The 25,998-nt window shown below is 55.9% G+C and carries 24 protein-coding genes and 1 pseudogene; 6 read left to right on the top strand and 19 right to left on the bottom strand.

Annotated features, from left to right (window positions below; all coding sequences use genetic code 11):
• Nucleotides 1-12: 12 nt before the first annotated feature.
• From ACQZ5Y_RS27735 to ACQZ5Y_RS27700, 8 genes are all read right to left on the bottom strand, one after another.
• Nucleotides 13-1,182 carry a Gfo/Idh/MocA family protein gene (locus ACQZ5Y_RS27735; RefSeq protein ID WP_065687374.1) on the bottom strand — a complete coding sequence of 390 codons (1,170 nt, stop codon included), beginning with the start codon at nucleotides 1,180-1,182 and terminating at the stop codon, nucleotides 13-15.
• An 11-nt stretch (nucleotides 1,183-1,193) separates the two neighbouring features.
• Entirely contained in the window at nucleotides 1,194-2,243 is a 1,050-nt protein-coding gene (locus tag ACQZ5Y_RS27730) for a sugar phosphate isomerase/epimerase family protein (protein WP_174049449.1), read from the bottom strand.
• 33 nt (nucleotides 2,244-2,276) lie between these two features.
• Complete coding sequence (locus ACQZ5Y_RS27725; RefSeq protein ID WP_003515235.1) at nucleotides 2,277-3,299, bottom strand: LacI family DNA-binding transcriptional regulator; 1,023 nt, start codon at nucleotides 3,297-3,299, stop codon at nucleotides 2,277-2,279.
• A 3-nt stretch (nucleotides 3,300-3,302) separates the two neighbouring features.
• Nucleotides 3,303-4,271, bottom strand: a complete 969-nt coding sequence (locus ACQZ5Y_RS27720) for an ABC transporter permease (protein WP_003515236.1) — start codon at nucleotides 4,269-4,271, stop codon at nucleotides 3,303-3,305.
• Nucleotide 4,272: 1 nt separating this feature from the next.
• Nucleotides 4,273-5,217 carry an ABC transporter permease gene (locus ACQZ5Y_RS27715; protein WP_019566277.1) on the bottom strand — a complete coding sequence of 315 codons (945 nt, stop codon included), beginning with the start codon at nucleotides 5,215-5,217 and terminating at the stop codon, nucleotides 4,273-4,275.
• Nucleotides 5,214-6,707 (bottom strand): sugar ABC transporter ATP-binding protein, encoded by a 1,494-nt coding sequence (locus tag ACQZ5Y_RS27710; protein ID WP_174049450.1) that lies wholly within the window; start codon nucleotides 6,705-6,707, stop codon nucleotides 5,214-5,216. The genes ACQZ5Y_RS27715 and ACQZ5Y_RS27710 overlap by 4 nt, the downstream gene beginning before the upstream one ends.
• A 119-nt stretch (nucleotides 6,708-6,826) precedes the next feature.
• Nucleotides 6,827-7,849, bottom strand: a complete 1,023-nt coding sequence (locus tag ACQZ5Y_RS27705) for a substrate-binding domain-containing protein (protein WP_003515239.1) — start codon at nucleotides 7,847-7,849, stop codon at nucleotides 6,827-6,829.
• A 300-nt stretch (nucleotides 7,850-8,149) separates the two neighbouring features.
• Nucleotides 8,150-8,623, bottom strand: a complete 474-nt coding sequence (locus ACQZ5Y_RS27700) for a ribonuclease H family protein (RefSeq protein ID WP_174049451.1) — start codon at nucleotides 8,621-8,623, stop codon at nucleotides 8,150-8,152.
• Nucleotides 8,624-8,741: 118 nt separating this feature from the next.
• On the opposite strand from ACQZ5Y_RS27700, the gene ACQZ5Y_RS27695 reads away from it, so the two are divergent.
• Nucleotides 8,742-9,122 (top strand): RDD family protein, encoded by a 381-nt coding sequence (locus ACQZ5Y_RS27695; RefSeq protein ID WP_013636091.1) that lies wholly within the window; start codon nucleotides 8,742-8,744, stop codon nucleotides 9,120-9,122.
• Nucleotides 9,123-9,187: 65 nt separating this feature from the next.
• Here ACQZ5Y_RS27695 and ACQZ5Y_RS27690 read toward each other — a convergent pair whose 3' ends face one another.
• The 9 genes from ACQZ5Y_RS27690 to ACQZ5Y_RS27650 form a co-directional block, all read right to left on the bottom strand.
• Nucleotides 9,188-9,961: a class I SAM-dependent methyltransferase gene (locus ACQZ5Y_RS27690; protein ID WP_013636092.1), complete on the bottom strand. Its 774-nt coding sequence runs from the start codon at nucleotides 9,959-9,961 to the stop codon at nucleotides 9,188-9,190.
• Between the two features lie 178 nt (nucleotides 9,962-10,139).
• A complete protein-coding gene (locus tag ACQZ5Y_RS27685; protein ID WP_174049452.1) occupies nucleotides 10,140-11,921 on the bottom strand; it encodes a chloride channel protein in 1,782 nt (593 codons plus the stop codon).
• Between the two features lie 21 nt (nucleotides 11,922-11,942).
• The gene (locus ACQZ5Y_RS27680) at nucleotides 11,943-12,773 is read right to left on the bottom strand and encodes an MBL fold metallo-hydrolase (protein WP_174049453.1); all 831 of its coding nucleotides are present in this window, start codon (nucleotides 12,771-12,773) and stop codon (nucleotides 11,943-11,945) included.
• A 2-nt stretch (nucleotides 12,774-12,775) separates the two neighbouring features.
• Nucleotides 12,776-13,558: a TatD family hydrolase gene (locus ACQZ5Y_RS27675; protein ID WP_174049454.1), complete on the bottom strand. Its 783-nt coding sequence runs from the start codon at nucleotides 13,556-13,558 to the stop codon at nucleotides 12,776-12,778.
• Between the two features lie 11 nt (nucleotides 13,559-13,569).
• Entirely contained in the window at nucleotides 13,570-15,120 is a 1,551-nt protein-coding gene (gene metG, locus ACQZ5Y_RS27670; RefSeq protein WP_174049455.1) for a methionine--tRNA ligase, read from the bottom strand.
• Between the two features lie 104 nt (nucleotides 15,121-15,224).
• On the bottom strand, nucleotides 15,225-16,250 hold the full coding sequence (locus tag ACQZ5Y_RS27665; protein WP_013636095.1) for a DNA polymerase III subunit delta': 1,026 nt from the start codon (nucleotides 16,248-16,250) through the stop codon (nucleotides 15,225-15,227).
• Nucleotides 16,243-16,917 carry a dTMP kinase gene (gene tmk, locus ACQZ5Y_RS27660; protein ID WP_003515249.1) on the bottom strand — a complete coding sequence of 225 codons (675 nt, stop codon included), beginning with the start codon at nucleotides 16,915-16,917 and terminating at the stop codon, nucleotides 16,243-16,245. Before tmk ends, ACQZ5Y_RS27665 begins: the two co-directional genes overlap by 8 nt.
• A 137-nt stretch (nucleotides 16,918-17,054) precedes the next feature.
• Entirely contained in the window at nucleotides 17,055-18,227 is a 1,173-nt protein-coding gene (locus tag ACQZ5Y_RS27655; protein WP_174049456.1) for a D-alanyl-D-alanine carboxypeptidase family protein, read from the bottom strand.
• Between the two features lie 76 nt (nucleotides 18,228-18,303).
• On the bottom strand, nucleotides 18,304-19,392 hold the full coding sequence (locus ACQZ5Y_RS27650) for a septal ring lytic transglycosylase RlpA family protein (protein WP_025593441.1): 1,089 nt from the start codon (nucleotides 19,390-19,392) through the stop codon (nucleotides 18,304-18,306).
• Nucleotides 19,393-19,711: 319 nt separating this feature from the next.
• Between ACQZ5Y_RS27650 and ACQZ5Y_RS27645 the strand changes: the two genes are divergently transcribed.
• Nucleotides 19,712-20,050: a hypothetical protein gene (locus tag ACQZ5Y_RS27645; protein WP_003515252.1), complete on the top strand. Its 339-nt coding sequence runs from the start codon at nucleotides 19,712-19,714 to the stop codon at nucleotides 20,048-20,050.
• 273 nt (nucleotides 20,051-20,323) lie between these two features.
• Nucleotides 20,324-21,007, top strand: a pseudogene (locus tag ACQZ5Y_RS27640) (IS5 family transposase).
• Nucleotides 21,008-21,093: 86 nt separating this feature from the next.
• Here ACQZ5Y_RS27640 and ACQZ5Y_RS27635 read toward each other — a convergent pair.
• A complete protein-coding gene (locus ACQZ5Y_RS27635) occupies nucleotides 21,094-22,164 on the bottom strand; it encodes an acyltransferase family protein (protein WP_174049457.1) in 1,071 nt (356 codons plus the stop codon).
• 52 nt (nucleotides 22,165-22,216) lie between these two features.
• Here ACQZ5Y_RS27635 and ACQZ5Y_RS27630 point away from each other — a divergent pair, with 52 nt between their 5' ends.
• Nucleotides 22,217-22,933 (top strand): SGNH/GDSL hydrolase family protein, encoded by a 717-nt coding sequence (locus ACQZ5Y_RS27630; RefSeq protein ID WP_174049458.1) that lies wholly within the window; start codon nucleotides 22,217-22,219, stop codon nucleotides 22,931-22,933.
• Here the strand turns inward: ACQZ5Y_RS27630 and ACQZ5Y_RS27625 are convergent.
• Nucleotides 22,930-23,991, bottom strand: coding sequence for an acyltransferase family protein (locus ACQZ5Y_RS27625; protein WP_174059872.1), 1,062 nt, complete (start codon nucleotides 23,989-23,991; stop codon nucleotides 22,930-22,932). The two genes, ACQZ5Y_RS27630 and ACQZ5Y_RS27625, sit on opposite strands and share 4 nt — an antisense overlap.
• Nucleotides 23,992-24,060: 69 nt before the next feature.
• Between ACQZ5Y_RS27625 and ACQZ5Y_RS27620 the strand changes: the two genes are divergently transcribed.
• Nucleotides 24,061-24,309, top strand: a complete 249-nt coding sequence (locus ACQZ5Y_RS27620; protein ID WP_174049460.1) for a hypothetical protein — start codon at nucleotides 24,061-24,063, stop codon at nucleotides 24,307-24,309.
• Between the two features lie 336 nt (nucleotides 24,310-24,645).
• A complete protein-coding gene (locus ACQZ5Y_RS27615; protein ID WP_174049461.1) occupies nucleotides 24,646-25,749 on the top strand; it encodes an O-antigen ligase family protein in 1,104 nt (367 codons plus the stop codon).
• Nucleotides 25,750-25,998: the final 249 nt, after the last annotated feature.

The raw sequence follows: 25,998 nt of genomic DNA, 5'->3' as shown, positions 1-25,998 counted from the left end.
ATATCCAGTGATCTAAATGTCGATCTCTACCCAGGACGAGGTCAGGCTGGACCGCACGGCCGCATCGATGAATGCGAGACCCGCAAGGCCGTCCTCTATGCCGGGATAAATCACATCCCCGGCGGCTGCTTTTCCCTCCCTTTTTGCGATGATTGCGTCTGCGGCTTCACGGTAGATCGTCGCAAAACCCTCGAGATATCCCTCCGGATGCCCTGATGGCACACGGCTGACGCGGTTGGCGGCAGCGCCTGCACCCGCGCCATTGCGCGTAATCAGCCGCTTGGGCTCGCCGTAAGGTGTGAACCACAGCTCGTCCGGCACGCGGTGGTGCCATTCAAGGCCGCCCTTATCGCCATAGACCCTGAGCGACAGGGCGTTTTCATTGCCGACAGCGATCTGGCTTGCCCAGAGCATGCCCTTCGCGCCGCTTTCGTAACGCAGCAGAATATTGGCGCTGTCATCCAGCTGCCTGCCCGGAACGAAGGAAGTGAGATCTGCGTAGAGGCTCGCGGGAATTTCACCGGTCACGAAGGCGGCGGCGTTGAAAGCGTGGGTGCCTATGTCGCCGATTGCCCCGCCCGCGCCCGAGCGGCTCGGATCGGTGCGCCATTCCGCTCCCTTTGCGCCGGTCTTTTCGACCGCTTCGGTCAGCCAGTCCTGGGCATATTCTGCCTGGACATGGCGCAGCTTGCCGATGGCACCGTTGGCCACCATCTCCCGCATCTGCCGCAACATGGCATAGCCGGTGTAATTATGCGTGAGGATGAACAGCCTGTCGGATGCCCTCACGATCTTCGCCAGCTCCTTGGCCTCCTCCAGCGTCGCGGTGACGGGCTTGTCGCAGATGACATGGATGCCAGATTCGAGAAAGACCTTGGACGGGGCGAAATGCAGGTGATTGGGAGTGACGATGGCGACCGCCTCGATACCGTCTTCACGACCGGCCTCGGCCGACGCCATCTCCTCAAAAGAAGCGTAGGACCGCTCGGGCGCAATGCCGAGCAGGGTTGCCGAAGCGCTGGCGCGTGCCGGGTCGGAGGAAAGTGCACCAGCGACCAATTCGTAACGGTCGTCGAGCCGCGCGGCGATACGATGCACCGCGCCGATAAAGGCACCCTGACCGCCACCCACCATGCCGAGACGAATGCGGCGGCTATTAAATCTTGCTGTTGCGGAGGACATGTCTATCCCTTTCAAAGCCCGAGAAGGCGACGGTTGGCAGCATCATCGGCGCCGCTTTTGGCGAAATCGTCGAAAGCCCGCTCAGTCACGCGGATGATGTGATTTTCAATGAAGCCGGCACCTTCACGCGCCCCGTCCTCCGGGTGTTTCAGCGCGCATTCCCATTCCAGCACGGCCCATCCTTCGAAGTCGTATTGGGTGAGCTTGGAAAACACCGCGCCGAAATCGACATGCCCGTCGCCGAGTGAACGAAAGCGCCCCGGCCGGTCGACCCAGCCTTGATAACCGCCATAGACGCCGGACCTGCCGGTCGGATTGAACTCGGCATCCTTGACGTGAAAGGCCCGGATGCGCTCGTGGTAGATATCGATGAAATCAAGATAATCCATCGCCTGAAGCACGAAGTGCGAGGGATCATAAAGGATGTTGGCGCGGGAATGATTGCCGGTCGCCTCCAGAAAACGCTCGAAGGTAATGCCGTCATGCAGGTCTTCGCCGGGATGCAGCTCGTAGCAGAGATCGACGCCATTCTCCTCGAATGTATCGAGAATGGGCGTCCAGCGCTTGCCGAGTTCAGCAAAGGCCATTTCGACAAGACCTGCGGGGCGCTGCGGCCAGGGATAAATGAAAGGCCACGCCAGCGCGCCGGAAAAACTCGCATGGCTCTTGAGGCCCAGATGCTGCGAGGCTTTCGCCGCGCACTTCAGCTGGTTGACCGCCCATTCCTGACGCGCCTGCGGTTTGCCGCGCAGTTCGGCGGGCGCAAAACCGTCGAACATCTCGTCATAGGCAGGATGAACAGCGACGAGCTGGCCCTGAATATGGGTTGAAAGCTCGGTGATCTCGACGCCTGTCTCGGCCAGACGTCCCTTGATATCATCGCAATAAGCCTTGGAAGCGGCAGCTTTCTCAAGATCGAAGAGCTTGGGATCGGTCGGCACCTGAATGCCCTTGTAACCAAGGGAAGCCGCCCATTGGCCGAGATTGTCGAGCGTGTCGAAGGGTGCCTTGTCCCCGACAAATTGCGCGAGGAAAATCGCCGGGCCTTTGATCGTCTTCATGTCCTTACACTCCTTGCATTCACTGTCTGGCCGCTACCGGTGCGGCGAACGGCAGGGCGCGACCGAGCCGCGCACCACCAGTTCCGTATCCAGCACGATGGTTTCGGCCGTGCGTTTGCCATTAAGCCGGTCGACCATCAGCGCCATGGCTTTGCGGCCCATTTCCTGCCGGGGCTGGCGCACTGTCGTTAGCGGTGGTTCGAAGGCATTGGCGAAAATTATATCGTCGAAGCCAATGACCGAGACATCGGTCGGCACGGACAGCCCGCGCCCGCGCAGCTCGCTGATCGCGCCAATCGCCATCTGGTCGCTCGAGGCGAAGATGGCGGTGAAGGAAATGCCGTTTTCGAGAAGTCCGGCAATCGCCTGTCTACCGGCTTCGATGCTGTAATCGCCTGTCACGACGAGTTCATCCGCGTAACCGATACCCGCTTCCTCAAGCGCGTCGCGGTAGCCCTCGAAACGCTCCTGTGCCAGACTTTCCGGAAAAGGTCCGGCGAGATGCGCGATCTTCGTGTGCCCTGCTTCGATCAGATGATGCACGGCGTTTTTGGACGCGGCGCGGTTATCGACCTTGACGGTGGGCAGCGCGATGCCTGGCACGGTTTCCGAAGCGATGACGATCGGCGGCAGCGCGTCACCCTGACCGAGAAGCTCTGAAGGAAACTGGCCGGTCATCAGGATGAGGCCGTCAGCATGTTTCTGCCTGACCATGTCGATATGTGTCGCCACGCGGTTTTCGTCGTTACGGGCGTCGCCCATGAGCACCTTGAAGCCCGCCTCCCCCGCCGCTTCCTCCACGCCCTTGTAGATCTCGAGATAAAAGGGGTTGCCGATATCGCGAACGAGAAGAATGACGGTATTGTTGGATTGACGCCTGAAGCTTGCGGCCTGGGCGTTGGGAACGAAGTTCGCCTGCCTGACGGCATCGAAAACCTTCTTCCTAGTTTCCGGGCGGACTTTGTCGGGTTGTTGCAGCGCCCGTGACACGGTCGCGATTGAAACGCCCGCGAGAGCTGCAACTTCCCTGATATTCGAACCTTGGTCTTTGCTCATCTGTCACACACGCAACTGCTTTTGGCGGCCATAAAGCAGCATCAGCGCAAGTAACGTGACACCGAATATGATCTGCCGGGCCCATACATCGAGGTTGAGCGTTATCAGTACGCTTTGCAGAATGGTGAGCGCAACTGCCCCGGCCATGGTTCCGATATATCCGCCCGCACCACCGGCAAGCGAAGTGCCGCCGATGACAACAGCGATGATCGATGGAAGGACATATTGGTCGCCGACAGAAATGAAGGAGGTGCCGGTATAACCGATCACGCAGACGCCAGTCAGACCGGCAAACAGGCCGGACAGGCCGTAAAGCAGCGTGCGGATCAAAGACACGGGCAATCCGACCAACGTCGCCGCCCGCTCGTTGGAGCCGATGGCGTAAATGGAGAAGCCGAAGGCCGTGCGGCGCAGCACGAACAGCATGATCGCGGCAATGCCAAGCCAGACGAAGAGGACGCCGGGAATACCGAAAACGAGAGGCCGGTTGATGAAACCCGCCAGGAGGGGCGCCGCCGCACCTGATGGAACGCCCTGCGAATAGACCACCAGCCCGCCCTGGATCACCGCTGTCATGCCGAGTGTCATGACCAGCGGCGGAATGCGCACGAAGGTGATGCCGAGGCCATTGATGAGGCCGATCAGGAAGGGAATACCACCTGCGACCAGTATGGCGAGCGGTATTCCGACATTCTGTCCGTTCATCATGTTGCCGGCAAGGACCGCGCCGAGCGAGATCATCGCGCCGACGGACAGATCGATGCCTTCGCGTCCGCCGAGGATCACAAGATTTTGGCCTGCCGCGACGATACCGAGAATAGCGGCGATCGTCAGCAGCCGCACGATCTGCGACCCCTGTGCGAAGCCGGGCGACAACAGTTCGCCGACCAGCAGCAGGAACACTGACGCGCCAATCGCAATGGTCAGCGGATCGGTGATGATGGATTTGATTTTCAAACCGGAATTTGTCATCTCAACGCCTCGTCACCAGAACGCCGCCGGCAAGTGCCGTCAGCACGATCAACCCCTGCACCAAAGTCTGGTACTCGAAGGGCAAGCCCGCAAAGAAAATCACATTGCCAATCATGCCCAGCACCAGCGCGCCGGCGATCGATCCTGTCGAGCTGCCGAACCCGCCGGACAGTGCGGTGCCGCCAAGAACGACCGCCGAAATGGAGGAGAGCGCCAGGCTTGCACCGAGCAAGGGGTCGCCGGAGGCGGTCTCGCCCGTCAGGCACAGCGCTGCGAGCGCCGAAAACAGACCGGAAATCATGTAGGCGCCAATGCGAATGCCGGAGAGGCGCAGGCCCGTCTGGAAAGCGCCCGTGCGATTGCCGCCCACGGCCAACAAATGCACGTGAAACGGAATGCGCGACACAACGAGCGTAAAGGCAATACCAGCCAACAGCATCCACAGCACGAAAGGCAAACCGATGAAGCTGCCGGAATAGGTCTGCCAATAGGCTTCCGGCACGGGAAGACCGGCCTGCGGCAGAACCCAGATCGCCAGACCGGCAAAGATGATGCCCGTCGCGAATGTGGTGACGATGGGCTGGAAACGCAGGCCGGATATGAACAGGCCGTTGACCAGCCCACAGATCAGTCCGACCGCAACTCCCGCTCCCATGCCTGCAACGACGGCACCTGCCGTTCCGCCAAGTGCAGCGATGACGCTGACGGTAACGACATTGGCGAGCGCTACGATGCTTCCGACCGACAGGTCGATATCCCCCGCCAGAATGACATAGGTCTGACCGATGGCGACCAGGATCAGGGGAAGAAATGTCGTCAGGTTCGACTGCAATACGGCCGGCTGCACGAAAGACGGCTGCAGAAACGTGTTGACGCCGATGAGAACGGCCAGAACCACGAGGGTTATGATCCAGGGTTGCTTGCGCACAAAACCGAGGGAATTCATGCGGCGTCTCCATAGGCGGCGCGGGTCATGTTGACGGATGTCATGTCGGCTCCGGTCAGCTCCGCAGAAATGCGTCCGCCGTTGAACACGAGAATGCGGTCGGCATATTCGAGGATTTCCGCATCTTCCGAGGAATAGAGAAGAATGGTCGCGCCCGCGTCAGCCTGCTGGCGCATCAGCGCGAAGAGATCGGCCTTGGCGCCAAGATCGATACCCTTGGTCGGATCATCGAGCAGCAGCAGTTTCGGCGCGGTGGCAAGCCAGCGGGAAATGAAGATTTTCTGCTGGTTGCCGCCTGAGAGCGTGCCGATAGGCATATCCATGCCGGCAAACTTCGTCTTCATGCCGTCCGCGACCTTCTGCACACGCGGCTTCAGCGTCGCGGGCCGGACCAGTCTCATCTTTTCGCGCACCATCAGAGCTGCAACAAGATTTTCGAAGATCGACCGGCCCTGAAGCGAGGCATCACGCCCGCGGTCGCCCGACACATAGGCAAAACCGTTATGAACCGCCTGCGAAGGCTTGCCGATGGCGACATCACGGCCCTCGAAGTGGATTTGCCCGGCGGCAAAGGGGCTTGCGCCGAACAGGCCCTTCAGCAAGGCCGACTGGCCCTGCCCCTGCAATCCCGCCAAACCGACGATTTCACCCGGATAGGCTTCAAGACTGACACCGCGAACACCCTCGCCCGCAACGTCCGTCACCTTCAGGCTGGGCGCTGCACCTGCGCGTCCCTGCTGGCGGGCAGGCGCGGCGCGGACATCGCCGACCATGTCATGTACCACGGCCTCGCGGGTGGTAGCGGCGGTGTCGAGTTCCGAAATGGTCGCACCGTTACGCATGACGGTGATGCGGTCGCAGACAGCAAAAACCTCATCGAGCCGGTGGGAAATCATGATGGTGGAGATACCCTCCGCCTTCTTGGCTCTGAGTATCTCAAAAAAACGCTCGGACTGGCGGCCATCAAGTGCCGCCGTTGCCTCATCCATGATCATGAGGCTGGCATTCTGGGCGAAAACTTTCAGGATTTCGACGAGCTGGCGCTGATCGGGCGGCAGATTGCCGACGATCGCATCCGGCTCCAGACCGGTGCAGGCAACACCGTCAAACAGCGCGATCAGCCTGCGCGCCTCGGCTTTCAGGGCCTTGCCGTCGACAAAAACGCCGCGCTTCGGTTCGCGACCGAGAAAAATGTTGTCAGCGACGGAAAGCTGCGGAATGAGGCTTAGCTCCTGATAAAACAGCGCAATGCCGGCATTTTCGGCATCACGCGGGCTTTTGAAGCGCACGTTTTCGCCGTTGAACCTGATGGTGCCGCTGGTCGGCGCGACCGCACCTGCAACGATCTTGCAGAGCGTGCTCTTGCCGCAACCATTTGCGCCCAGCAGCGCGTGAATTTCACCGCGACCAACGGTCAGCCTGCCGTCGGAAAGCGCACGCACGGCGCCAAAATTCTTCTGTATGCCGGCCGCTTCCAGAGCGTTCGCCATCGCATGTCCCCGAATTTTACTTGTCATTGTGCTTCGTCACTGGCGGACGCGCGCAATACGCGGTCCACATTCGAATTTCAGGTTTCGGGCTGGCGTTTGCGGCCAGCCCGAGACTGATCTTACTTGAAGAACTCGCCGGCCTGTTCCGGCGTCACGGTTGCCGTGACGGACCAATAGCCCGGCTTACCTTCGGCGGACTTGATGTTGTCCGCGAGGTTGTCGTTGCTCACGAAGGGGATCGGAATATAGATGGCGTTTCCGTAGGTACCGCCGAAAATGCCGTCCTTGAATTCCTTGCCCTGCAGCTTCAGAACCGCAACGTTGAGTGCGCTGGCCATGACACCCGGAGGATTGACGGAGGCGCCGGAGTTGAACTTTTCCTTCTCCCAGCGCGTCATGAAGTCCTTGCGGATTTCACCTGTCGCGGCGATGTCCTTGGTCTTGCCGGCGGCTTCGATTGCGCGCCATGCGCCGTCGGCCATGCCGTCCTGCACCCACACACCGCTGATATCGGGATAGGTGGCGAGAAGGTTCTGCATCGCCTGCTGGCCCTGCGCCTGATCCCAGCTCGCATTGGCTTCGTTCAGCACCTTGATATCAGGATATTTCTTGAACACTTCGCGGTAACCGGCGACGCGGGCTTCGTTGGCGGGATTGCCGGCGATACCGTTGATCGCGACGACGCTTCCCTTGCCCTTGAGCGAATCCGCAAGCCACTGTGCGGACTGTGCCGCCCAGGCCTTCTGGTCGATGCCGACGTAGATCGCGTCCTTAGAGGACACTTCCGCGTCGGTTGCGATGACGAGAATGTTGCGTGCCTTCGCCTGAGCGAAGATCGGATCAAAGGCAGTCGGGCTGCCGGGATTGATGAGGATCGCATCAACGCCCTGGTTCATGAAATTGCGGATATGGCCGATCTGCCCCTGCACATCGACATTACCGCTCTGAACGACGACTTCGACCTTCACGCCCTTTTCGCCCCACGCCTTTGCGGCAGCCTGGGCTTCCTCGATCATCTGCGTGCGCCACTCGCTGCCGACGAAAGAATTGGAAAGACCGATCTTGAAGCTCTGTTCCTGAGCATGCACGGACGTGCCCGCCGCCAGCACCATAGCGGCAGCAGCCATCAAATGTTTAAACATGAAAATTTGCTCCTCCAAGCACGGTTTTTAACCGATGAAACCGTTTACATGAAGGAATGTAACCGGTTTCATAAATGAGTCAACCCAGCTGGGATTTTTTATGCTCTCGTTGCCACAACGAATTGCCGAGCCTTGGCGGAGAGATGGGGCGGCAATTTAAGGAGGAACAGCGGCACCATATTGGCGTGGATTGCAGGGCTGATAACGCCCCAATTTTGTTCATGCACGGACAGCTTGAAGCTCCGCTACTTCAACAAGAACAAGCTGCTGGCGTGCGTCTATAGACCGGTTGGCGTGAGACTAATTGCCCCCATCCACCATCTTGGTACGGGCCAAAGCATCCGCGAGATCGTTCCCGGCTATACCGGAATGTCCCTTGCACCACGCTATCTCGACGGTCGGATTACAAAGGAGCAAACGATCCACATTCTGCCACAGACCGCCATCTGGTATCTGTCGTTTGCGTTTTCGCGAATCTGGATTGATGCGCTTCCACCCGTTGCTCCGCCAGATTTCGCGCCAGCGATGGCAACCTTCCATCACGTGAGCGGAGTCTGTCCAGAGCTTGGCTGGCCGGCCTGGAGCCTGTGCATCGAGCCACAAAAGTGCATTCATGACCGCCATGACTTCAAACGAATTGTTCGTAAGTCCGATTTCCGTTCCTCGCGCAGCATGGATCTGCCGCTCGGTTTCAAACACGATGAATGCCCAGCTTCCCGATAATGCAACGGGGTCGTATGAACCATCCGCGTAGATGACGAGTGGAGCAGTCATGTAGCTCATTTCCTTGCGTCAAAGGCGTTTGGAAAGACTGACAGCGCTTTCGGGTGTTTTCTGTAGATAGCTTGTACAATCATCTTATTCGAGTCAGATTCACGTCCAGGGATGAAACATGATCTTCAAACGCATCGTCGCAGGAATAGTCGATCTCATCTTGCTCATCAGTGTGGCGTTTGCACCGACATTCATCGCCGCAGAGTGGCTACCGCAATATATGGACGCTCCAGCGGGGCAACCGCCGACACCTCTGATGGGCGTAACGCTTTTATGGCTGGCATCCGTGTTGTTTTGCTATTTCCCGGCCTTCGAAAGCAGCGCCTTCATGGCAACTCCCGGAAAACTGCTAATGCGATTAAAGGTCGTCCGGCGCACCGGCGAAAGACTGACTTTTACGCAAGCGCTCTATCGCATGGTCTTCGGCCCGCTCGCAATATGGTTTCTGCCCTGGTACCGCGACCATTTCTCGGGTGGTGCTATTGTAAAGGACCGCTGAGTTTGTGGTTGTGTGATTTCACACTCGGCCCCTCACCTTTCCCGTTTCCCATTACCAGTCCCGTTTCAAGGACGGCGGCAGGTCAGGATGAAACGACGGTAGACGAAAGTTCGCAGCCTGTTGCGCAGGTTGGTGTTTTTCCGCTGCGCTCTCGCAATCGGGGCATGTGAGTGCAGTTCGATGCCGGTAAAGCCGGCGGCGATCAGGAGCGGCGTCAGCATCTGCGGGCGCAACCCCTGCCCGAACGGAAGCGCCTTCATGATTGCGGCATGATGGCTGCTTTGGGCGCCATCGTAATTCTTGTCGGCCCCCACCGAAAGATCGATGAGCCGGATCAAAAGGCTGGCAAGACGCCCTGCCGGTTTTGGCGTTGCCCAGTCACCATCGAAAAACAGGAGCCGACCGCCCGGACGAAGCAGCCTGAACCACTCGCGGAAGGTCTCCTCAGGCTGCGTCAGTGTCCAGACCAGATGCCTGCAAATGATCGCATCATAGGACGCATCCGGCTCCATGGTGTTTTCGGCATCCGCCATCACGAAACGTAGCCTTGGTTTTCCCGCATGTTTGGCGCGCGCTACGGATAACATCGCTTCTGAAAAGTCGAGTGCCGTGACCTCGTGGCCGAGATCATGAATAAGTCGCGTCACCTCGCCGGTGCCACAGGCCAGTTCAAGGATATGTTTCGGCTCAGGTCCCACCAGGTCGCGGATCGGCTTCTGCCATGCATTGGCCTCGGCGCCGGCTGCTATCTTGTGTCCAAAGGCCAGATCGAAAGTCTCTGATCTTTTCGACCAATAATCGCGGATTTCCTCCTTGAGATCGAAGTTGCCGCCATCCATGGTCTATTCCTTTGAGTACTCAAATCGCATCCGCTGCGGCGAATGACAGCTTGCTTCACAATGTGATGCCAAGTTAGCCCATGCGACATCGCTGGAAAATCACAAGTCTGTCGCCCCAAGATCTAGATCATAATAAACCTATCTATTTCAACATATAAGTGCAGTTTCCTGATGTGATTTATAACTCTCCTGATGCCTCGCGGCGCCTTTGCTCGAGCTCTTCGCTATACCGCCTCAGCGTATGGCTTTCCGTCAGCAGGCCAACCGGTCGGTTTTCGATCTTGTCGTTGACGACAACCAGAGCTTCGCTTTCGGTAGCATCGAAGGCTGCCGCCGCCTGACGTGCGTTCATTGCCGGCAGCAGCACGTCGTTCTTGTAATTGAGGTAGGTCTCGAGGCTGATCTTGGAGGGATCGCGATCCATCGGATCGGCGTAGATTTCCGGCACGAGGACCATTCCGGCATAACGCCCGTCGTCATGTGTCATGATAACCCGCTGCGTAGAGCCTAGCGGAAACTTCTCCTTGAACGCGGGAAGACCCATGCTGACATTGGCCTTGCGAATATCGGCGCGCATCATCTTGCCCACCGTCAGGTCGCGGATCCAGCCGATATCGTGGGCGCTGCGAATGCTTTCGCCCCGCAGGTGAAAACGCCAAGTGGCGAAGGAGTAACCGAAGGTGGTGCGTACCACTAGCGATGTCGTGATGACGGCCGCGAGCACCAAAGCCGTGATCTGGAAGTCTCCGGTCAGTTCCAGCGCCAGAAACGTCATCGTCAGAGGACCGCCGATAATGGCGGCGGCAAAAGCACTCATGCCGACCACGGCGTAGACCACGGGTGCTGTCGAGCCATAGCCGATATAGGGTGCGCAGAGTGCGAAAATCTTGCCGACCAGCGACCCCATGAACAGCGAGGCAAAAAACAGACCGCCGCGGAAATTCGAGCCGATGGAAATCGCGCTCGCCGCAGCCTTCAGCAGGAAAAGCCCGGCCAGCCCGTATATCGTCAGATCGGCATCGATGTTGAGATGGAGCGCACCGTGGCCGCTCGACAGGACCTGCGGTGAAATCAGCGCAAGTGCGCCCACCGCCACGCCACCGATTGTTGGACGCAGCCAGCCGGGAATCGCGCTTTTGCGGGCCGTTTCCTCGATAAGGGAGACCGTCTGCATCAGCACGATGCCGATAAACGCACATACCACGCCGAGAAAGATGGCCGGTACATAATCCGGCGGCGTCACACGGCTGGCATCATAGATATCGATGGACAGGCCATGTCCGCCGATAAGCCCTGCCACGATGCTGGCAACCAGCGCAGAGACAATGAGCGGCGCGAGTGTCACGACGGTATAGGTGCCGATGATGAGTTCTATGGCATAGAATGCCCCGGTTAGAGGCGCGTTGAAGGCAGCGGCAATGGCACCAGCAGCACCACAGCCGACGAGGATGCGCATGTCTCCTCGTCTCAGCTTTAGCTTGATGCCGATCTTGGAGGCCACACCGCTGGCGATCTGCGTATAGCCTGCCTCAAGCCCGACAGATGCGCCGAAACCGTTTGAGACGATGTTCTGCACGCAGACGATGATGCTGTCCGTCAGCGAAAGGCGGCCGCCATGCAGCGCATTCGCCTCGATGGGGTCGACCATCGGCTTTTTGCGGGTTTTCGAAAGAATGAAGAGGATCAGGCCGAGTACGATGCCGCCAATGACCGGCCCGGCAAGCACGATCCAGCCGGAGAGTTCACTGCTGCTCAGCCGCTCGACACCGAAGACCAACACATGCAGGGCCGTACTCAATCTGCCGATCAACGCCACCAGAAGGCCGGCCGCAATGCCGATGAGGACGGCGAGAGCCACCAGCCCCAGCTCGCCGCGCCGGAACATCGCCCGCAGGCGACTGGAGCGCAGATTGTCGAAGAAGCTCGCCATACTGGGTGCACGGAAAGGCCGGGTCGACATGCTGTTCCTTTTCAGGCGGTATTAGGGCGCTTCAATCTCGAGTTCGACTTCGAAACGCATCTGGTCGTAAGCCGGTTCAACATGATCAGGCGTTTCGCGCATCACCGTGTCATAATCGAGCGGAATGTGCATATGGGTCAAGATCGCCCTTTTGGGTGCAAATCTATCGATCCAGCCGAGCGCCTGTTCGAGCGAGAGATGGCTGGGGTGATAACGGTGCTGCAGCGCATCGATGACGAGGACGTCGAGACCGGCAAGCTTGGGCACGCTTTCGGTCGGAAAATCGCTGACATCGGTGCAATAGGCAACATCGCCAATCCGAAAGCCGAGCGAGTGCACGTCACCATGCTGCTGCATGTGCACGTTGAAAGGTATCGACCCGCCTGCCCCCTCGATGATCAGGGTCGCGTCGATATCGGCGATGATCCGCGGCTCGACGATCGGCGGATAATTGCTGCCCGGAGGCGTTTCCAGGCAATAGGCAAAACCATCCCAGATGCGCGCCATGGTGACTGGATCGGCATAGATCGGAATGCGGCTCTGCTGAATGGCGAAATAGATGCGCAGATCGTCAATACCGTGCAAATGGTCGGCATGGGCATGAGTGTATAGAACCGCATCGACTGCCTCCACTTTGGCGGCAATCATCTGCTCGCGAAAATCAGGCCCAGTGTCGATGACGACGGTGGTCTTACCACCATCAGGTCCGATCTGCTCCACCATGAAGGCCGCACGAGTACGCCGATTCCTGGGGTTTTCAGGATCGCAGGCGCCCCAGTCGCCGTTGATGCGCGGTACGCCGGGAGACGACGCACATCCGAGAACCGTAAAGCGGCGACGGTAGATTGCCACGCCTACACCCTTGTCATCTTCGAAAAGCAGCGGAAAGCATTCTCGGTGGTGATTTCGGCCATGCGCTCGAACGAGATGCCATGTACCTCCGCCAGCACTTCCGCCGTGTTCACCACATAAGAAGGCTCATTGCGCTTGCCGCGCCAACGCTTGGGCGCAAGATAAGGCGCATCCGTTTCCACCAGCACACGGTTGAGCGGCACGGTGGCTGCAATATCGCGGATATCCTGCGATTTCGGGAACGTCAGAATGCCGGAAAAGGATACGTAACCGCCAAGTTCGACGCCGGTGTTAGCGAGATCGGGACCTGCGGAAAAGCAGTGCAGGATAAAGGGAAAAGCACCCTTGTCGCTTTCTTCACGCAGAATCGCAGCCATGTCCTCATCAGCGCTGCGGCTGTGGATGACGAGCGGAAGCTTGGTTCTCCGCGCCGCCTCGATGTGGCGAACGAGGCCGGTCTTCTGGTCTTCCGGCTTTTGCGTGTCGTAGAAATAATCCAGCCCCGCCTCGCCGATCGCCACGATCTTGTCGTGGCTCTCGGCAAGCCGCACAAGCTCGTCGGCCGAAATGTCGAGTTCTTCGTCGGCATTGTTCGGATGCGTGCCGACCGAGCAGAAAACCGACGGATATTTTTCCGCAATCTTCAGAAGCTCGGGCAGACGGCGCACCCGGGTCGAGATCGTCACCATCTGGGCAACGCCGGAAGCATGGGCGCGAGCGATGATATCGTCGCGCTCAGCCTCGAAATCGGGAAAATCCAGATGGCAATGCGTATCGATCAGCATGGTCGTCGCCTTCACGCTTCCGGTGCGACGTAACGCGGGAATACCGGCTTCGGTGCCTCAAGCGGCGTTCCCGGAAACAGACGTCCGGCTTCGCCGAGTGCGGCAAAATCCCGTTTGTCGGCAGGGGCGGCTACGAGATCGAGCAGCTTCTCGCAGGATCCCGGCATGAAGGGCTGCAACAGAATGCCTATCTGGCGGACGACTTCCGCCGTCACGTAAAGCACGGTGCCCATGCGTTCTGGGTCGGTCTTCTTCAGAGCCCACGGCTCCTGCGACGCGAAATAGCGGTCGGTTTCCGAAACGACGGCGATGATGGCTGCAAGCGCGCGATGGATGAGCTGTTTGCCCATTTCCTCACGGCAGAGTGCCAGAAGCCCGTCGGCGGAGGCGAGCATCGCCTTGTCTTCATCGGTCAACGGCCCGGGCGTCGGGATCTGTCCGTCACAATTCTTGACGATCATCGACAGCGAGCGGCTGGCCAGATTGCCAATGCCATTGGCAAGATCTGCGTTGATGCGGGTGGCGATGCCCTCTTCGCTATAGCTGCCGTCCTGGCCGAAGGAGACTTCGCGCATGAAGAAATAGCGGACCTGATCGAGACCGAAATGGTTGACCAGATTGACCGGATCGACGACGTTACCAAGCGACTTCGACATCTTCTCGCCCTTGTTGAGCAGGAAGCCGTGCGCATAAACCCGCTTGGGCAGCGGCAGCTTGGCGCTCATCAGGAAAGCCGGCCAATAGACCGCGTGGAAGCGAATGATGTCCTTGCCGATGATATGCACGTCGGCCGGCCAATATTTTGCACGCGGACCGTTCTTGTCTTCGATGTAACCCGTAGCGGTAATGTAGTTGGTCAGCGCATCGACCCAGACATACATGACATGCTTCGGGTCATCAGGAACCTTGATGCCCCAGTCGAACGTCGTACGGGAAATCGACAGGTCCTTGAGGCCGGATTTGACGAAGGAGATGATCTCGTTGCGACGCTCAGCGGGACCGATGAAATCCGGGTTTTCCTCGTAGAGCTTCAGCAGCTTGTCCTGATATTCGGAGAGCTTGAAGAAATAGCTCTCCTCCTCGACCCATTCGACGGGCGTGCCCTGCGGCCCATAGCGAACGCCGTCGGCGCGCACTTCCGTCTCGTCCTCGCCGTAATAGGCCTCGTCGCGCACTGAATACCAGCCGGCATAGCTGTCCTTGTAGATGTCGCCGCTGTCGGCCATCAGGTTCCAGATATTGCGCGAGGTCTCATGATGACGTTCTTCCGTGGTGCGGATGAAATCGTCGTTCGAGGCGTTAAGGAGCTTGCCCATCTCGCGGAACTGGTCGGAATTGCGCTGCGCCAGCTCTTCCGGCGAAATGCCTTCCGCCCGCGCTGTCTGCTGCATCTTCTGGCCGTGTTCGTCGGTGCCGGTCAGGAAGAAAACATCCATTCCGTCCAGGCGCTGAAAGCGTGCCATGGCATCCGTCGCAATCAACTCGTAGGCATGGCCGATATGCGGCTTGCCGTTAGGATAGGAGATTGCGGTGGTGATGTAGAAGGGTGTCTTGTCTGTCATGACGGTCTATCGACTTTACAGGCTGTTTTTTGGATAGACCGCTCTTAAACGATTGTTCGCAACAGCGAAAGCAAAAGCGTACGTTCCGTACGATCTCTTGGGTCTCACACGCCGCGAACATCTTCCAGAATGGAAAGCACCATCTGCTTCTTGTCGAGATTATAGGCCTGCGCCACGGTAATTCGTTCCGAAAGCGTCGACGAAAGGCGCGCATGTTTCTCTGCCGCCGAGATATCACCGGCCATCGCCGCCGCTCTCGCACGCGCCATCAACTCCTCCGTCACGTGCTCCATGAAGAAGCCGAGAACAATATCGCCGTCCTTCTGTGCCAGAACTTCGGCAAGCTTGTGCATCTGCTTGCGTGCACCGGGCCCTTCGGCCGTCATGACGGAGGCGAGCGCCTCCACAATGTCGGAGCCGCCGTAATTCATCAGTTTTAACGCCTGCGCGACGCTGCCCTTGGAGGCGGAAAGCAGCGCATCCCGCTTTTCGCCAGCAGGGCTGATACCGAGATGATCGAGCGACTGCACCATATCCGCATCCGAAAGCGGCAGCAGCCGGAGCGGCATGCAGCGCGAGCGGATGGTCGGCAGCAATTTGCCCGGCGCATGCGACAAAACGAGGAACATCGCCCGCTTTGGCGGCTCTTCCAGTATTTTCAGAATGGCGTTTGCGGCATTGCGGTTTAGATCGTCAGCCGGATCGATGATGACGATACGCCAATTGCCGGTGCCCGACGTCTGCGAGAAGAAGTGCCCTGCCCGCCGCACCTCATCCACCGTGATGGCGGATTTCACGCGGCCGGTCTTTTCATCCGCCGGGCGGGTCAGATGCAGCAGATTATGCGACGCACCGGAGGTGATCTGCCGGCTGACAAGCGATTCCGTATCGGGATCGGCCAGGAAATCCGGTGCTGTGGCTGGATCGGGATGGGTAAGTACATGGTTGGCGAAACGGAAAGCGAGTGTTGCCTTACCAATGCCTTCAGGGCCTTCGATCAGGATCGCATGGTGGCCCTTGCCGGAGCGATAGGACTGCGCAAGAAACGCCTCCGCTTCGCCATGGCCGAAAAGCTTCGTGTTCTGCTGCGGCGCAATTGCGCCGTCGAGAACGCCCTGAACCTCACTCATGCGCCGTGCCCGCCGCAGTCTCCAGCCGCTCGAGCAAAGGCTCGACAAATGACATGACGTCTTCCGTCACCTTTTCTTCCGGCTGATCGGCATTGACGATCCGACAACGACGCGGCTCGGCAAGCGCAATATCCAGATAGGCTTCACGCCGCTTCTCGTGGGTCTCGATTTCCTCTTTTTCGAAACGGTCCGGTGCGGCACCCTCATCCGCACGCTTTCTGGCCCGGGCAAGGCCCTTTTCGGCGGCGATATCGAAGATCAACGTCAGTTCCGGTACGACGCCATCAATAGCAACGCGTTGCAGCGTCTCGATGAAATCCGGCTCCAGATTGCCGGTCGTACCCTGATAGACACGTGAGGAATCAAGAAACCGGTCACAAAGCACGATTGCGCCACGTTCTAGTGCCGGGCGAATGACCTCCTCGACATGGTCGTTGCGCGCTGCCGCAAACAGGATTGCCTCCATGCGCACGCCGAAGGATTCGGCAGCACCCGACAGCAGAACATGGCGAACGGCCTCTGCCCCCGGCGAACCGCCCGGCTCACGGGTTACGATCACATCGAAACCACGGTCGCGAAGCGCCTCGGCAAGCGTGCGAATCTGCGTCGACTTGCCAGCGCCTTCGCCGCCCTCGAAGCTGATGAACAATCCGGTCTTTTCGGCCAATGTCACGTCCTGTGAGGAAGTCTCAGAAATATCGAAATGCCTGTTTACAGCATCGAACCGAAAAGTGTGAAGCGCTTTTCAGAAAATCCGGTGTCTGAACAAAAGCATAGGGAAAGTTGCGGCTTGCGGGATAGGCATCAGAGCCAGAACAGCAGCAATTCCTTGAGAGCCCCGGCTGCATTCTGGGTCAACGTGCCCTTGCCGACTGCCGTTCTCGTGTAAAGCGGCACTTCCCGCAACAGCCTTTCGCCCGAAAAAACCTTGAGTGTTCCGACATTCGCACCAGTGTCGAGCGGTGCATTGAGCGGCCAGCGATAGACGATCCGCCCGGAAATACGCTCGGGATTATTGACCGGTACCAGCACGCTGACATCTTCCCGGGGCGACAGGTCTATATGCGAGACATCGCCACCGTAGACGCTGACTGAACCGACGGCTTCGTCCTTTGCAAAAAGATGGCGTTTTTCGAAGGCCGTCAGCCCCCAGTCAACCACCCGGCGTGCTTCGTCCTGCCGCGTCTTGTCGTCCGCGATGCCGCCAAGCGCCAGATAGACCCGGCGCCCTTCCCGCTCTGCCGACACGACCGCTGCGAAACCGCTGCCTTCCGCAAAACCAAGCCCGAGACCGTCTATGCCGTTACCCAGCAGCGAGTTCTTGTTACGCTGGAAAATCCGGTTCCATTCGAAATCCGGCTTGGTGAAAAGCCCATAGCGATCGGGATAGGTATCGCGCAGATGCTGGGCGAGAAGCACCATATCTTTCGCGGTCGTCTGGTTGCCCGGATCGGGAAGACCCGTCGAATTGGCAAAGACACTGCGGTTCATGCCGAGTTCGCCGGCTCTCACCGTCATGCGCTTGGCGAAAGCGGAGTCGGACCCTGCCATGCCTTCGGCGACAATGATGCAGCCATCATTGGCGTTCTGCACAATAATTCCCGTCAGAAGATCGTTGACGCTGACGGAGGATTTCAGCGCCGCAAACATGGTCGAGGTCCGCGACGGCGCACCACCCGTGCGCCAGGCATATTCAGAAACGGGATAAGCTGTCTCGGGCGTCACCTGCCCTTTGGCCAGCGCATCCAGCATCACCTCCACAGTCATCAGCTTGGCAAGCGAAGCGGGCGGAAAGGACTGATTTTCATTCTGGGAAAGCATCACCGTGCCGGTTTCGGCATCGATCATATAGGCCTGTTCGGCCTTGGCGATGAAAGGTGCTGTTTGCGTTTGCGCTTGCGCCGGACCGTTACCGAAAAACGCAAATGCGAGCGCTGCCGCGACCGGGAGAAAAGAACGATGAATGGCCTTGTGCATGAAACCGCCCAGCTTTCCCTGCCGCAACCCGCCGCTCGCGACGAAAACGCAAGTCAGCCATAAACTCTTCAACCCGTCAGCGCGTCTTCGCCTGCTGACGCTTCACATGGGCAAGTATGGAATCCTCATTGAGCGCTCCGCGATCGACGAGCACGCTGTCGAACGCACGTGAGGTTCTCGAAACAGCAGAGGATTCCTCGGAATAAGCCGCTGCATATTTGGACGACGGCGTTGGCACGCGCAGATAGTTGCCGCCAGGTGCTGCCGGCTCACGCGTGAAATTGCCTTCCGGGCGTTCCGCCAGGAACGGACCGATTTCCGGCAGGATTGCAAATTGTTCGAAGGCCGGTGCGGGGCCGTTGACCAGCGGCATGGCCTGGAGCGCTGCATTCTTTTTGGTACCAACCAGCGCCGTCTGCGTCGAAGCACCGTAATTCGGGTTTGATGTCGGGGCCGGCACGAAATTCGGCGAAGCCGAAGCCACCATGACACCAGTCGCGATCTGCCCTTCCGGCGCAACACCCGGAGAACGAGAGCCCTTCGGAACATAGGACGCCATCAGATAAGGCATGTCGTGCCCATCAAGCGGCGCACGGCCTGCATATTGCACCCGCACATTCGCCGTTCCAGTGCCCTTCATGTCGAGAAGATCTGCGGTCTTGCTGGAAACGTCGATCAGGCGACCTTCATGGAAGGGGCCGCGATCGTTGACGCGCACCAGAACCGATGCACCGTTTTCCATATTGGTAATGCGCGCATAGCTCGGCAGGGGAAATGTCGGATGCGCAGCGGAAAGATGTTCCTTGTCATAGACCTCGCCATTTGCCGTCAGGCGGCCGTGGAAGGCGGAACCATACCAGGAGGCAAGACCGGTCTTGTTGTAACCCGGCTCTTCCTTCGGAAAATAACGTCGGCCCTTGACGGTATAGGCATTGCCGAGAAGCTCACGCCCGCCGCCCTTGGGAATGTTCTGGCCGTCGGCCACGCGCGGGCTGGCTTTGACGCCATATTCCGATTCGGAGAAATATTCCTTGCTGCGCTTCTGCTTCGGTTTGGTCTCAGAGGTGGTGGAACACGAGGCTGTCGCGGCGCAAAGCACGGAAATTGCAAGCCACTTCACGCCCGATCTGGCGTTGATGCCGAGTTTCTTGACCGTAGATTTCAAATCGTCTGCCCCACGCTGCTTGCAGGCTCGAAGAACCGCACCCTCATTTGCCTCGATGCATGCCCCTGCCATCGAAGCACCTAACAGTCGCTTAATCTTGTGCATAACGTGGCAAAAATGCGAACGACTTCTGCAAATTCGATAAAATTGTAACGAACGTGGTTAACGATTTATGTCTTTTCCGCAGCGCGGGAAGCCTGATGCGCCTGTAAACGCGCCGTCTTGAGATGTCTCCTGCTCAAGGAACAAACGAAGCCCGACCGCGTTTTCTCCTCGCAAACACACGAGCTTCCGCCGGTTTTCGGCTGAGTGAGGGAACATGATCAAGTCAATAAAAACCGCCGGCCTGGCACTCGGCATCGCATTGGTGTCCATTGCCGCCCCTATTCACGCAAGTGCGCAGGACATGGAGCTGCGGATCGGCCCAGACGGCGTTCGCCCGGTTATACGTGATCGCGACCGCGACATGGACCGACGAGGACCTCCGCGCATGCGTGGCTGCGGCGAACGCGAAGCCCGCGCCGCCGCCCGCGAGGCAGGCCTGCGCGACCCCGAAATCGTGCGCGTCACCCCCGGTCGCGTCGTCGTCCAGGGCTTCACCCGCCGAGGACCGGAGCGCATCACATTCGCGAATGAACGCGGCTGTCCTGAACTCTAATACATTAATCAACGGAACCCGCCGAAAGGCGGGTTTCTTCATTTCGGTGATACAAGAAATTTCCAAGCCAAGAGAACACCGCGTCGCTAACGCTGCCGGTTCTCTTGATTTCAAACTGTCTGTTTGGAATTTTATGGCAGATGGGGTGTCTGTAACGTTCAAACCCCTAGTACGTTGAAATTGGCTACACAATTTTTTGGTCATTTTGAAATGTACCCGGTTTTATACCGGGAATATTTTTCAGTTTTCAGGAAGCCTTTTTCAGCCTTCCGACTGTCTGGCGAAACGGGGGCACTCCAGGTGTTGCCGAGCAATAGCCGTGGAGTTGCGCGAGTAGACGACCGCCGGATGATCAATTGTATCCTTTGGCACTTTCGGACCGGCTCATCCTGGCGTGATGTACCGGAGCGCTACGGTCCGCGCAGACGCTACACAATCGCTTCTCGCGGTGGCGCAAGGTGGGCGTCTGGGATCGTCTTCTCGGTGCTGTTTCAAGGCATTATTCCGGAGAGGTCGTCATGATCGATTACCCCTGTGTCCGCGTTCACAAGCATGGTGCCAGCGCAGAAAAGGGGGATCTGCCGATCCTTGCATGGGACGTTCGCGTGGCGGCCTGACGACAAAAATCCACGCGCTCGTTGATGCTGATGGTTTGCCTGTTCGACTGGAATTGAGCGCGGGTCAGGCTGCGGATGCTCCCATGGCCGAAAAGCTGCTAAGTGACATTAAGCCTGGTTCGACGCTGCTTGCCGACAAGGCCTATGACAACGACGCGATCCGTAACTTTGCCAAGCAACGTAAGTGCTGGGCAATATCCCCGCCAAAGCCAACCGCAAACAGACCTCCAGTTTCAGCCGCTGGGTATATCGCCAACACAATCTGGTGGAGTGTTTCTTCAATCGCATCAAACAGACGCGTGGTCTGGCAACGCGATACGACAGACGTGCAGATCATTAACTTGCCGGGCTCAAACTTGCCGCCACGAGGATCTCGCGTCAGGTAGTGAGTCCGCGTCTTAGCGCAAACCGGCATATCGATACTTACTACAGTCGCGATCCTGCCATCGATTCCATCTTTTGCGGCTTAATAGTTAGTCGACGATAACTTTGGTTTATTGGATACTCAATGAATTTATACGAGGCCAAACCAAATATCGTTGTCATCGCCAAAGCGCACAAAACCATTATCACTAGCGCAACCAAACCGGGCGTAAAAAATACACTTACCGCTTTTACGGAAACCTGAATCATCAGATTATGAACGAGATATATCGAGTAGCTCGCGTTTCCAAGTTGAATCAAAAATCTGTTTCGTGCAACCAAGCCAAGTTCCTCGAGAAGCACGCAGCCGTAAATCAGCAATACGCCAGCCAAGCCCCAAGTCATTGGGCGCAATATATTACTACTTGAGCTAAGCCCCAGTCCGCTGCCTGTTGCGGCAATAAGAAGTGCTCCTGCGGCTATTAGAAGCCACGCGCCGACTTTTTTTCCTGAGAGAGAACTAGCGCGTTTCGAAACATAGTAAGCTCCAAATCCTGCTCCAAAAGCAAAATCCAATATTACGGGGCTGGCATAATATTCGAGGTAAGAGTTCAGCGGGAAAACCATTCCAGCACCAACGAAAAACGTTAAAATTGATACCAGGAGAGATATTCTAAGTCTAAAATTAGGAAAAATAAGCAGCAACGCAAATAGCGTATAAAAAAACATTTCAAAATTCAGCGTCCAACCAACAGATAATATTGGCTCCCATAGGCCGTTGCGAGTAAACGGGATAAATAAAAGTGATTTCCAAATGTAGCTTATTTCCAGATCGAGCACGCCAATGGGGCGAAACCCAATCAAGAACAGGGCAACGATAGCTAATGTCATTATCCAGTATATAGGTACGATACGGACAATTCGATTAACGAAGAACTTCGCTGGGTCACCATCTCTATCGAACGTTGTTAACACCATGATGAACCCACTGAGGACAAAAAAAATGTCCACTCCAGCAGCTCCGAATTCATAGGCTTTTGCCCCTGGAAAAACTCGATCTATATTGGGAATAAAATGATGAAAAAAAACCAGAAAAGCCGCCACTGCTCTTAAAACTTGCAAATTCATTATCATAATATGAAGTCCTCAGAATATCGTTACAAAAATATATCTCACGAGAAAATTAATGCTGACAAAGTCTTTTTCCCACTTCGCATTTCCAGGCTGCCTGGTCGCTCTGCTAATCTTCGCCAGCCCTAGTCATGGAACGTGTTTATCTGACCAAATTATTGTCACGCCCAATTCGGAAATCGTTTTTGAAGGAGATAGCTTAACCTATGGCTTTGATGAAAGCGAAATTGCGGGTGAGCCAAAAATCAACGGCGCATGGCCACGAAGAAGCAAAGTTCCTTTTCCGGAAGAGGTAGGCAAAATTCTAAAGGATTTGCAAGTCACTAATCATGGCTTCCCAGGTGACAGAAGTATCGACGGCATCAGAAGATGGGCGGCAAAGAAAACTGCCAATCTGACAGTTTTGATGTATGGGACCAACGACTTCGGCAACTTCGGGAAACTGGAGAGGTCGCTTACAACAGAAGAATTTAAAGTAAACTTAGAACGGTTAATCAATCGCCGCACACTCACGGGGGGCCAAGTTCTTCTCGTGACGCCTCCCCCTATTGCCACAGGCGCTGTAGACGCGGGTTTAGAAGCGTATCGCGAGGTCGTTCGGAGTTCGGCGCGTGAACGGAATCTGTTTTTCGTCGATGCCTCGGCAGCAATGTCAGATATCCCCCAAAAATGGGTAGACGGCTTGCACCTAAGTGCGGCGGCCAATCAAGCGCTTGCGCGCGCGGTATCGAAGAGAATTTGCATACTCGCGCTTGATCCTGTCCGGGACTAAACCTCATTTGCGTTTATTCGGAGCGCTCTCGACGCCAGCCAATTTCGCAACACTTTGTTTGCGGGGACTTCAAACCGCTGCCATGTTTGCACGCTGATAAGAAGGGTCAACCCAATCCCGCCAACCACAGTCATAACGCAAAATAGTGGGCGATATTCCACGATGTGCGATGTCATCTTCGCGACAATTTGTAACACAAATGGATGGATGAGATATATTGCATAACTCGCTGAGCCAATCGTAAGCACGGGTGAGTAATTCACGGATATCCCTCGTTTTTCTAAACCCAACAGCGCAAAAATTACTAAACTTCCTCCCACCCCCCAAGTTGCAGGCCTAGTAAACCCCTCGTACGACGGAAGGGAAATAATATCGGGTAGAGCAATGAGTACCGCCCCTGCTAACATGCTTCCTATCAAGCAGTAAGCTGGCAGACTTCTGAAATCGTAAGCCAAGGAAAAGCGTGCGAGCCAAACGCCTAACGCGAAGTCTAGTATAATCGGGTTCGTGTAAAATCGTAAGAATATGGAATCTTCAACATTCAAAACCAAATGTAGTGCGGCCAAAATTATTAATATCAGCGTAACAAAAAGCGATGCAGAAAATCTGTCTTTTATCCAAACGAAAATTCCAAATACAAAATAGAAAAGTATTTCGTAAATCAAGGTCCATCCTACATACAAAATAGGATACTCGACGCCATTTCTATGGACCGGTAGAAACAAGAAGGACTTGACAACATCATCTAGCGGAAGGGTGGTGACGCCTATCGGCCGCAGACCTAAAAGATATGCAGCACAGATGAGCAAATTGAGTAGCCAATACAACGGCACTATCCGTGCCAATCTATTGAAATAGAAGTCAAATATTGTTGTTTTTGCCTTCTCGACGCTTGTTACCATGAGGAAGCCGGACAACACAAAAAATATGTCAACGCCAGCATTTGCAGAGACAAAGATTGGAAGATCGGGATATGCACGTCGTAAATCCGGAACGATGTGTACATAAACTACCATCAGTGCGGCAAAAGCCCTGAGAGCATGAAGGTTCTTGATCAAGGTCGATTCCTAGGCTAAAAAGGTTTTTTGATATTTTTTTATATTTTAAGAAAAAAGATTGGGGTAAAAATGAATTCGGTAGTTATGCCATCACTACTATACGTCAAGTTCCTAGAGATAGCTGCATTCTTCAAACGTAACAAGCCCAAGCGCGATCCAGATGAATGGGTTCGCGCGCACGTTTTCTTTCCCGTAACCTCGATTGCTGGTGAGAAACTTTCACATGTGGTTATGCGGCGGGGAGACGCCAACAACTACGAATATCGTGCTTTAAGCGAAGATGAAAAAGAGGAAATGTTTTCCGATTTAGCTTGGTGAGTCTAGCGACAATATCTATGTAGAAGGCTTTCCAAAGTGCAGCGACTAGAGCTAAGCAGACAGCGGCAACGCGATGAATTGCCCAGTTTCATTGAAGCGCTACCTATGTATCCCGGTCGGATAGTTGTGTCCCGTGGAATGATACGTTTATTTATATTCGTTTTTGGTTTCTTGTTGCAATGTAACGTTATTCCGACAGCCTTTGGGCTTCCGTTTCTTCGAATGACGGACATGATCGTTATAACAACAATACCTATATTGTATATAATTTATATTAGGATGTTCAATTATGCAATTATCCTAATTCATCTTGTTCCAGTGATTTTTGCACTCCTGATGTCGCTGACTTTTTTTAACGATAGAGGCAATGGGGAGTTATATTCATCCGTTTTTACGTTTTTATATATACTTTATTTTCTCCCGTTTACTTTCGCATTACTCCGGGAAGACTCTCTAAATTTATTTTGCTGGGGAATTTTGGCAGGATTTGTAGCGACAACGGTATTTTTGTTTGTTGATTTGTACGCTCCATACACGCTTACAAAGGTTGGTTTGGCCCTTATCTTTGACTATCAGGCAGTAGCTGATGCTGCAGCAAGCGGCGACTATAATGCACCTTTACTGCGCTTCGAAAAAGCTGGCGGACTTTGGACGCACGGAAATGAAGCTGGTCCAGTGTTCGCCTTGGCAGCCACCGCCGCGGCATATTTAGCAGAGAGGCGGCGTAGCTTTTTTATATTTGCATCATTTTTAGCGGTATACCTTATTTCGTTTACGGCCACATTAAATAGATCAGGGATGGGTACGGTGGCTTTGATAGGGCTAATGTCGTACATGTCTTCTATTTCGAGCCGGAAATTGGCTTTGACATTAGTGTATGCCATTATTGGAACTTTAATTATCTCAGTTATGTTTTCTTTTGGGTCATTTGATTGGCTCGATGACGCGATCTCGAAAAGGTTTATCGAGGACGAGAACGCCAGCTCAAATATTTTTGAGCGACTTGAATCGCTAGGCTACGGCATCCAAGTAGCTCTCAACAATCCTTTTGGCGTAGGACTTATGGCCAGGGTTGCTGAGATGAAGATGTTCAGCAACTTGGGCACACCTCATAACGGTTTTATTTCGACTGCATTTACTGCCGGCATATTGGTTTGTATTTTTGTTGTAAGCTCTGTCGCGTATATCGTGTTTCGTTTCAGAAAGGTTAGTTTTTTTCTTTACGTCGCAGTCACACTGACTTGCGGCTATCTTTTTGAAGAATTGGATGTCAACGCTGTCTTTATGGCTTGGGTAGGTTTGTTGATCGGTTACACCTGCTTGGATCTCGATTATCGGTTGGTTCGGGGGCGGGTAATTCTGCGCTACATGTCAAAAAGACTTTCTGAGCAGCATCCCGTTAGCTCTGACGTCGCTAGATTACCTGCTTTTAACTCCTAGATGGCCCGCGTGATCGCTGTCAGTAGTAGCTTGCCGAAGCGAAGTTCGCCCAGCTCTGCGCCTACATCGCCACGAACGCCGCAAAGTGGGCCGGTGACATTCTCACCATGCCCGAAGATCACAATCAGCCGGTTGATGCGAAGACAGTGAGTAAGCCCACGGTGAAGGCCGTCTTGCGATGACGGCCTTCTGACTGCCAGTCCTAGTGGTAACACCAGGAGTAGTCATATGACGAAGCATCCAATTGAG

The sequence above is a fragment of the Agrobacterium sp. A3-95 genome, from assembly GCF_053521785.1.
The sequence above is the reverse complement of the archived record's forward strand: the minus strand, read 5'-3'. Positions and strand labels throughout refer to the sequence as shown.

Coding starts and splice junctions, on each gene's coding strand:
- ACQZ5Y_RS27735 (WP_065687374.1), bottom strand. CDS start 1,182: ATGTCCTCCGCAACAGCAAGATTTAATAGCCGCCGCATTCGTCTCGGC.
- ACQZ5Y_RS27730 (WP_174049449.1), bottom strand. CDS start 2,243: ATGAAGACGATCAAAGGCCCGGCGATTTTCCTCGCGCAATTTGTCGGG.
- ACQZ5Y_RS27725 (WP_003515235.1), bottom strand. CDS start 3,299: ATGAGCAAAGACCAAGGTTCGAATATCAGGGAAGTTGCAGCTCTCGCG.
- ACQZ5Y_RS27720 (WP_003515236.1), bottom strand. CDS start 4,271: ATGACAAATTCCGGTTTGAAAATCAAATCCATCATCACCGATCCGCTG.
- ACQZ5Y_RS27715 (WP_019566277.1), bottom strand. CDS start 5,217: ATGAATTCCCTCGGTTTTGTGCGCAAGCAACCCTGGATCATAACCCTC.
- ACQZ5Y_RS27710 (WP_174049450.1), bottom strand. CDS start 6,707: ATGGCGAACGCTCTGGAAGCGGCCGGCATACAGAAGAATTTTGGCGCC.
- ACQZ5Y_RS27705 (WP_003515239.1), bottom strand. CDS start 7,849: ATGTTTAAACATTTGATGGCTGCTGCCGCTATGGTGCTGGCGGCGGGC.
- ACQZ5Y_RS27700 (WP_174049451.1), bottom strand. CDS start 8,623: ATGACTGCTCCACTCGTCATCTACGCGGATGGTTCATACGACCCCGTT.
- ACQZ5Y_RS27695 (WP_013636091.1), top strand. CDS start 8,742: ATGATCTTCAAACGCATCGTCGCAGGAATAGTCGATCTCATCTTGCTC.
- ACQZ5Y_RS27690 (WP_013636092.1), bottom strand. CDS start 9,961: ATGGATGGCGGCAACTTCGATCTCAAGGAGGAAATCCGCGATTATTGG.
- ACQZ5Y_RS27685 (WP_174049452.1), bottom strand. CDS start 11,921: ATGTCGACCCGGCCTTTCCGTGCACCCAGTATGGCGAGCTTCTTCGAC.
- ACQZ5Y_RS27675 (WP_174049454.1), bottom strand. CDS start 13,558: ATGCTGATCGATACGCATTGCCATCTGGATTTTCCCGATTTCGAGGCT.
- metG (WP_174049455.1), bottom strand. CDS start 15,120: ATGACAGACAAGACACCCTTCTACATCACCACCGCAATCTCCTATCCT.
- ACQZ5Y_RS27665 (WP_013636095.1), bottom strand. CDS start 16,250: ATGAGTGAGGTTCAGGGCGTTCTCGACGGCGCAATTGCGCCGCAGCAG.
- ACQZ5Y_RS27655 (WP_174049456.1), bottom strand. CDS start 18,227: ATGCACAAGGCCATTCATCGTTCTTTTCTCCCGGTCGCGGCAGCGCTC.
- ACQZ5Y_RS27645 (WP_003515252.1), top strand. CDS start 19,712: ATGATCAAGTCAATAAAAACCGCCGGCCTGGCACTCGGCATCGCATTG.
- ACQZ5Y_RS27635 (WP_174049457.1), bottom strand. CDS start 22,164: ATGATAATGAATTTGCAAGTTTTAAGAGCAGTGGCGGCTTTTCTGGTT.
- ACQZ5Y_RS27630 (WP_174049458.1), top strand. CDS start 22,217: ATGCTGACAAAGTCTTTTTCCCACTTCGCATTTCCAGGCTGCCTGGTC.
- ACQZ5Y_RS27620 (WP_174049460.1), top strand. CDS start 24,061: ATGAATTCGGTAGTTATGCCATCACTACTATACGTCAAGTTCCTAGAG.
- ACQZ5Y_RS27615 (WP_174049461.1), top strand. CDS start 24,646: ATGTCGCTGACTTTTTTTAACGATAGAGGCAATGGGGAGTTATATTCA.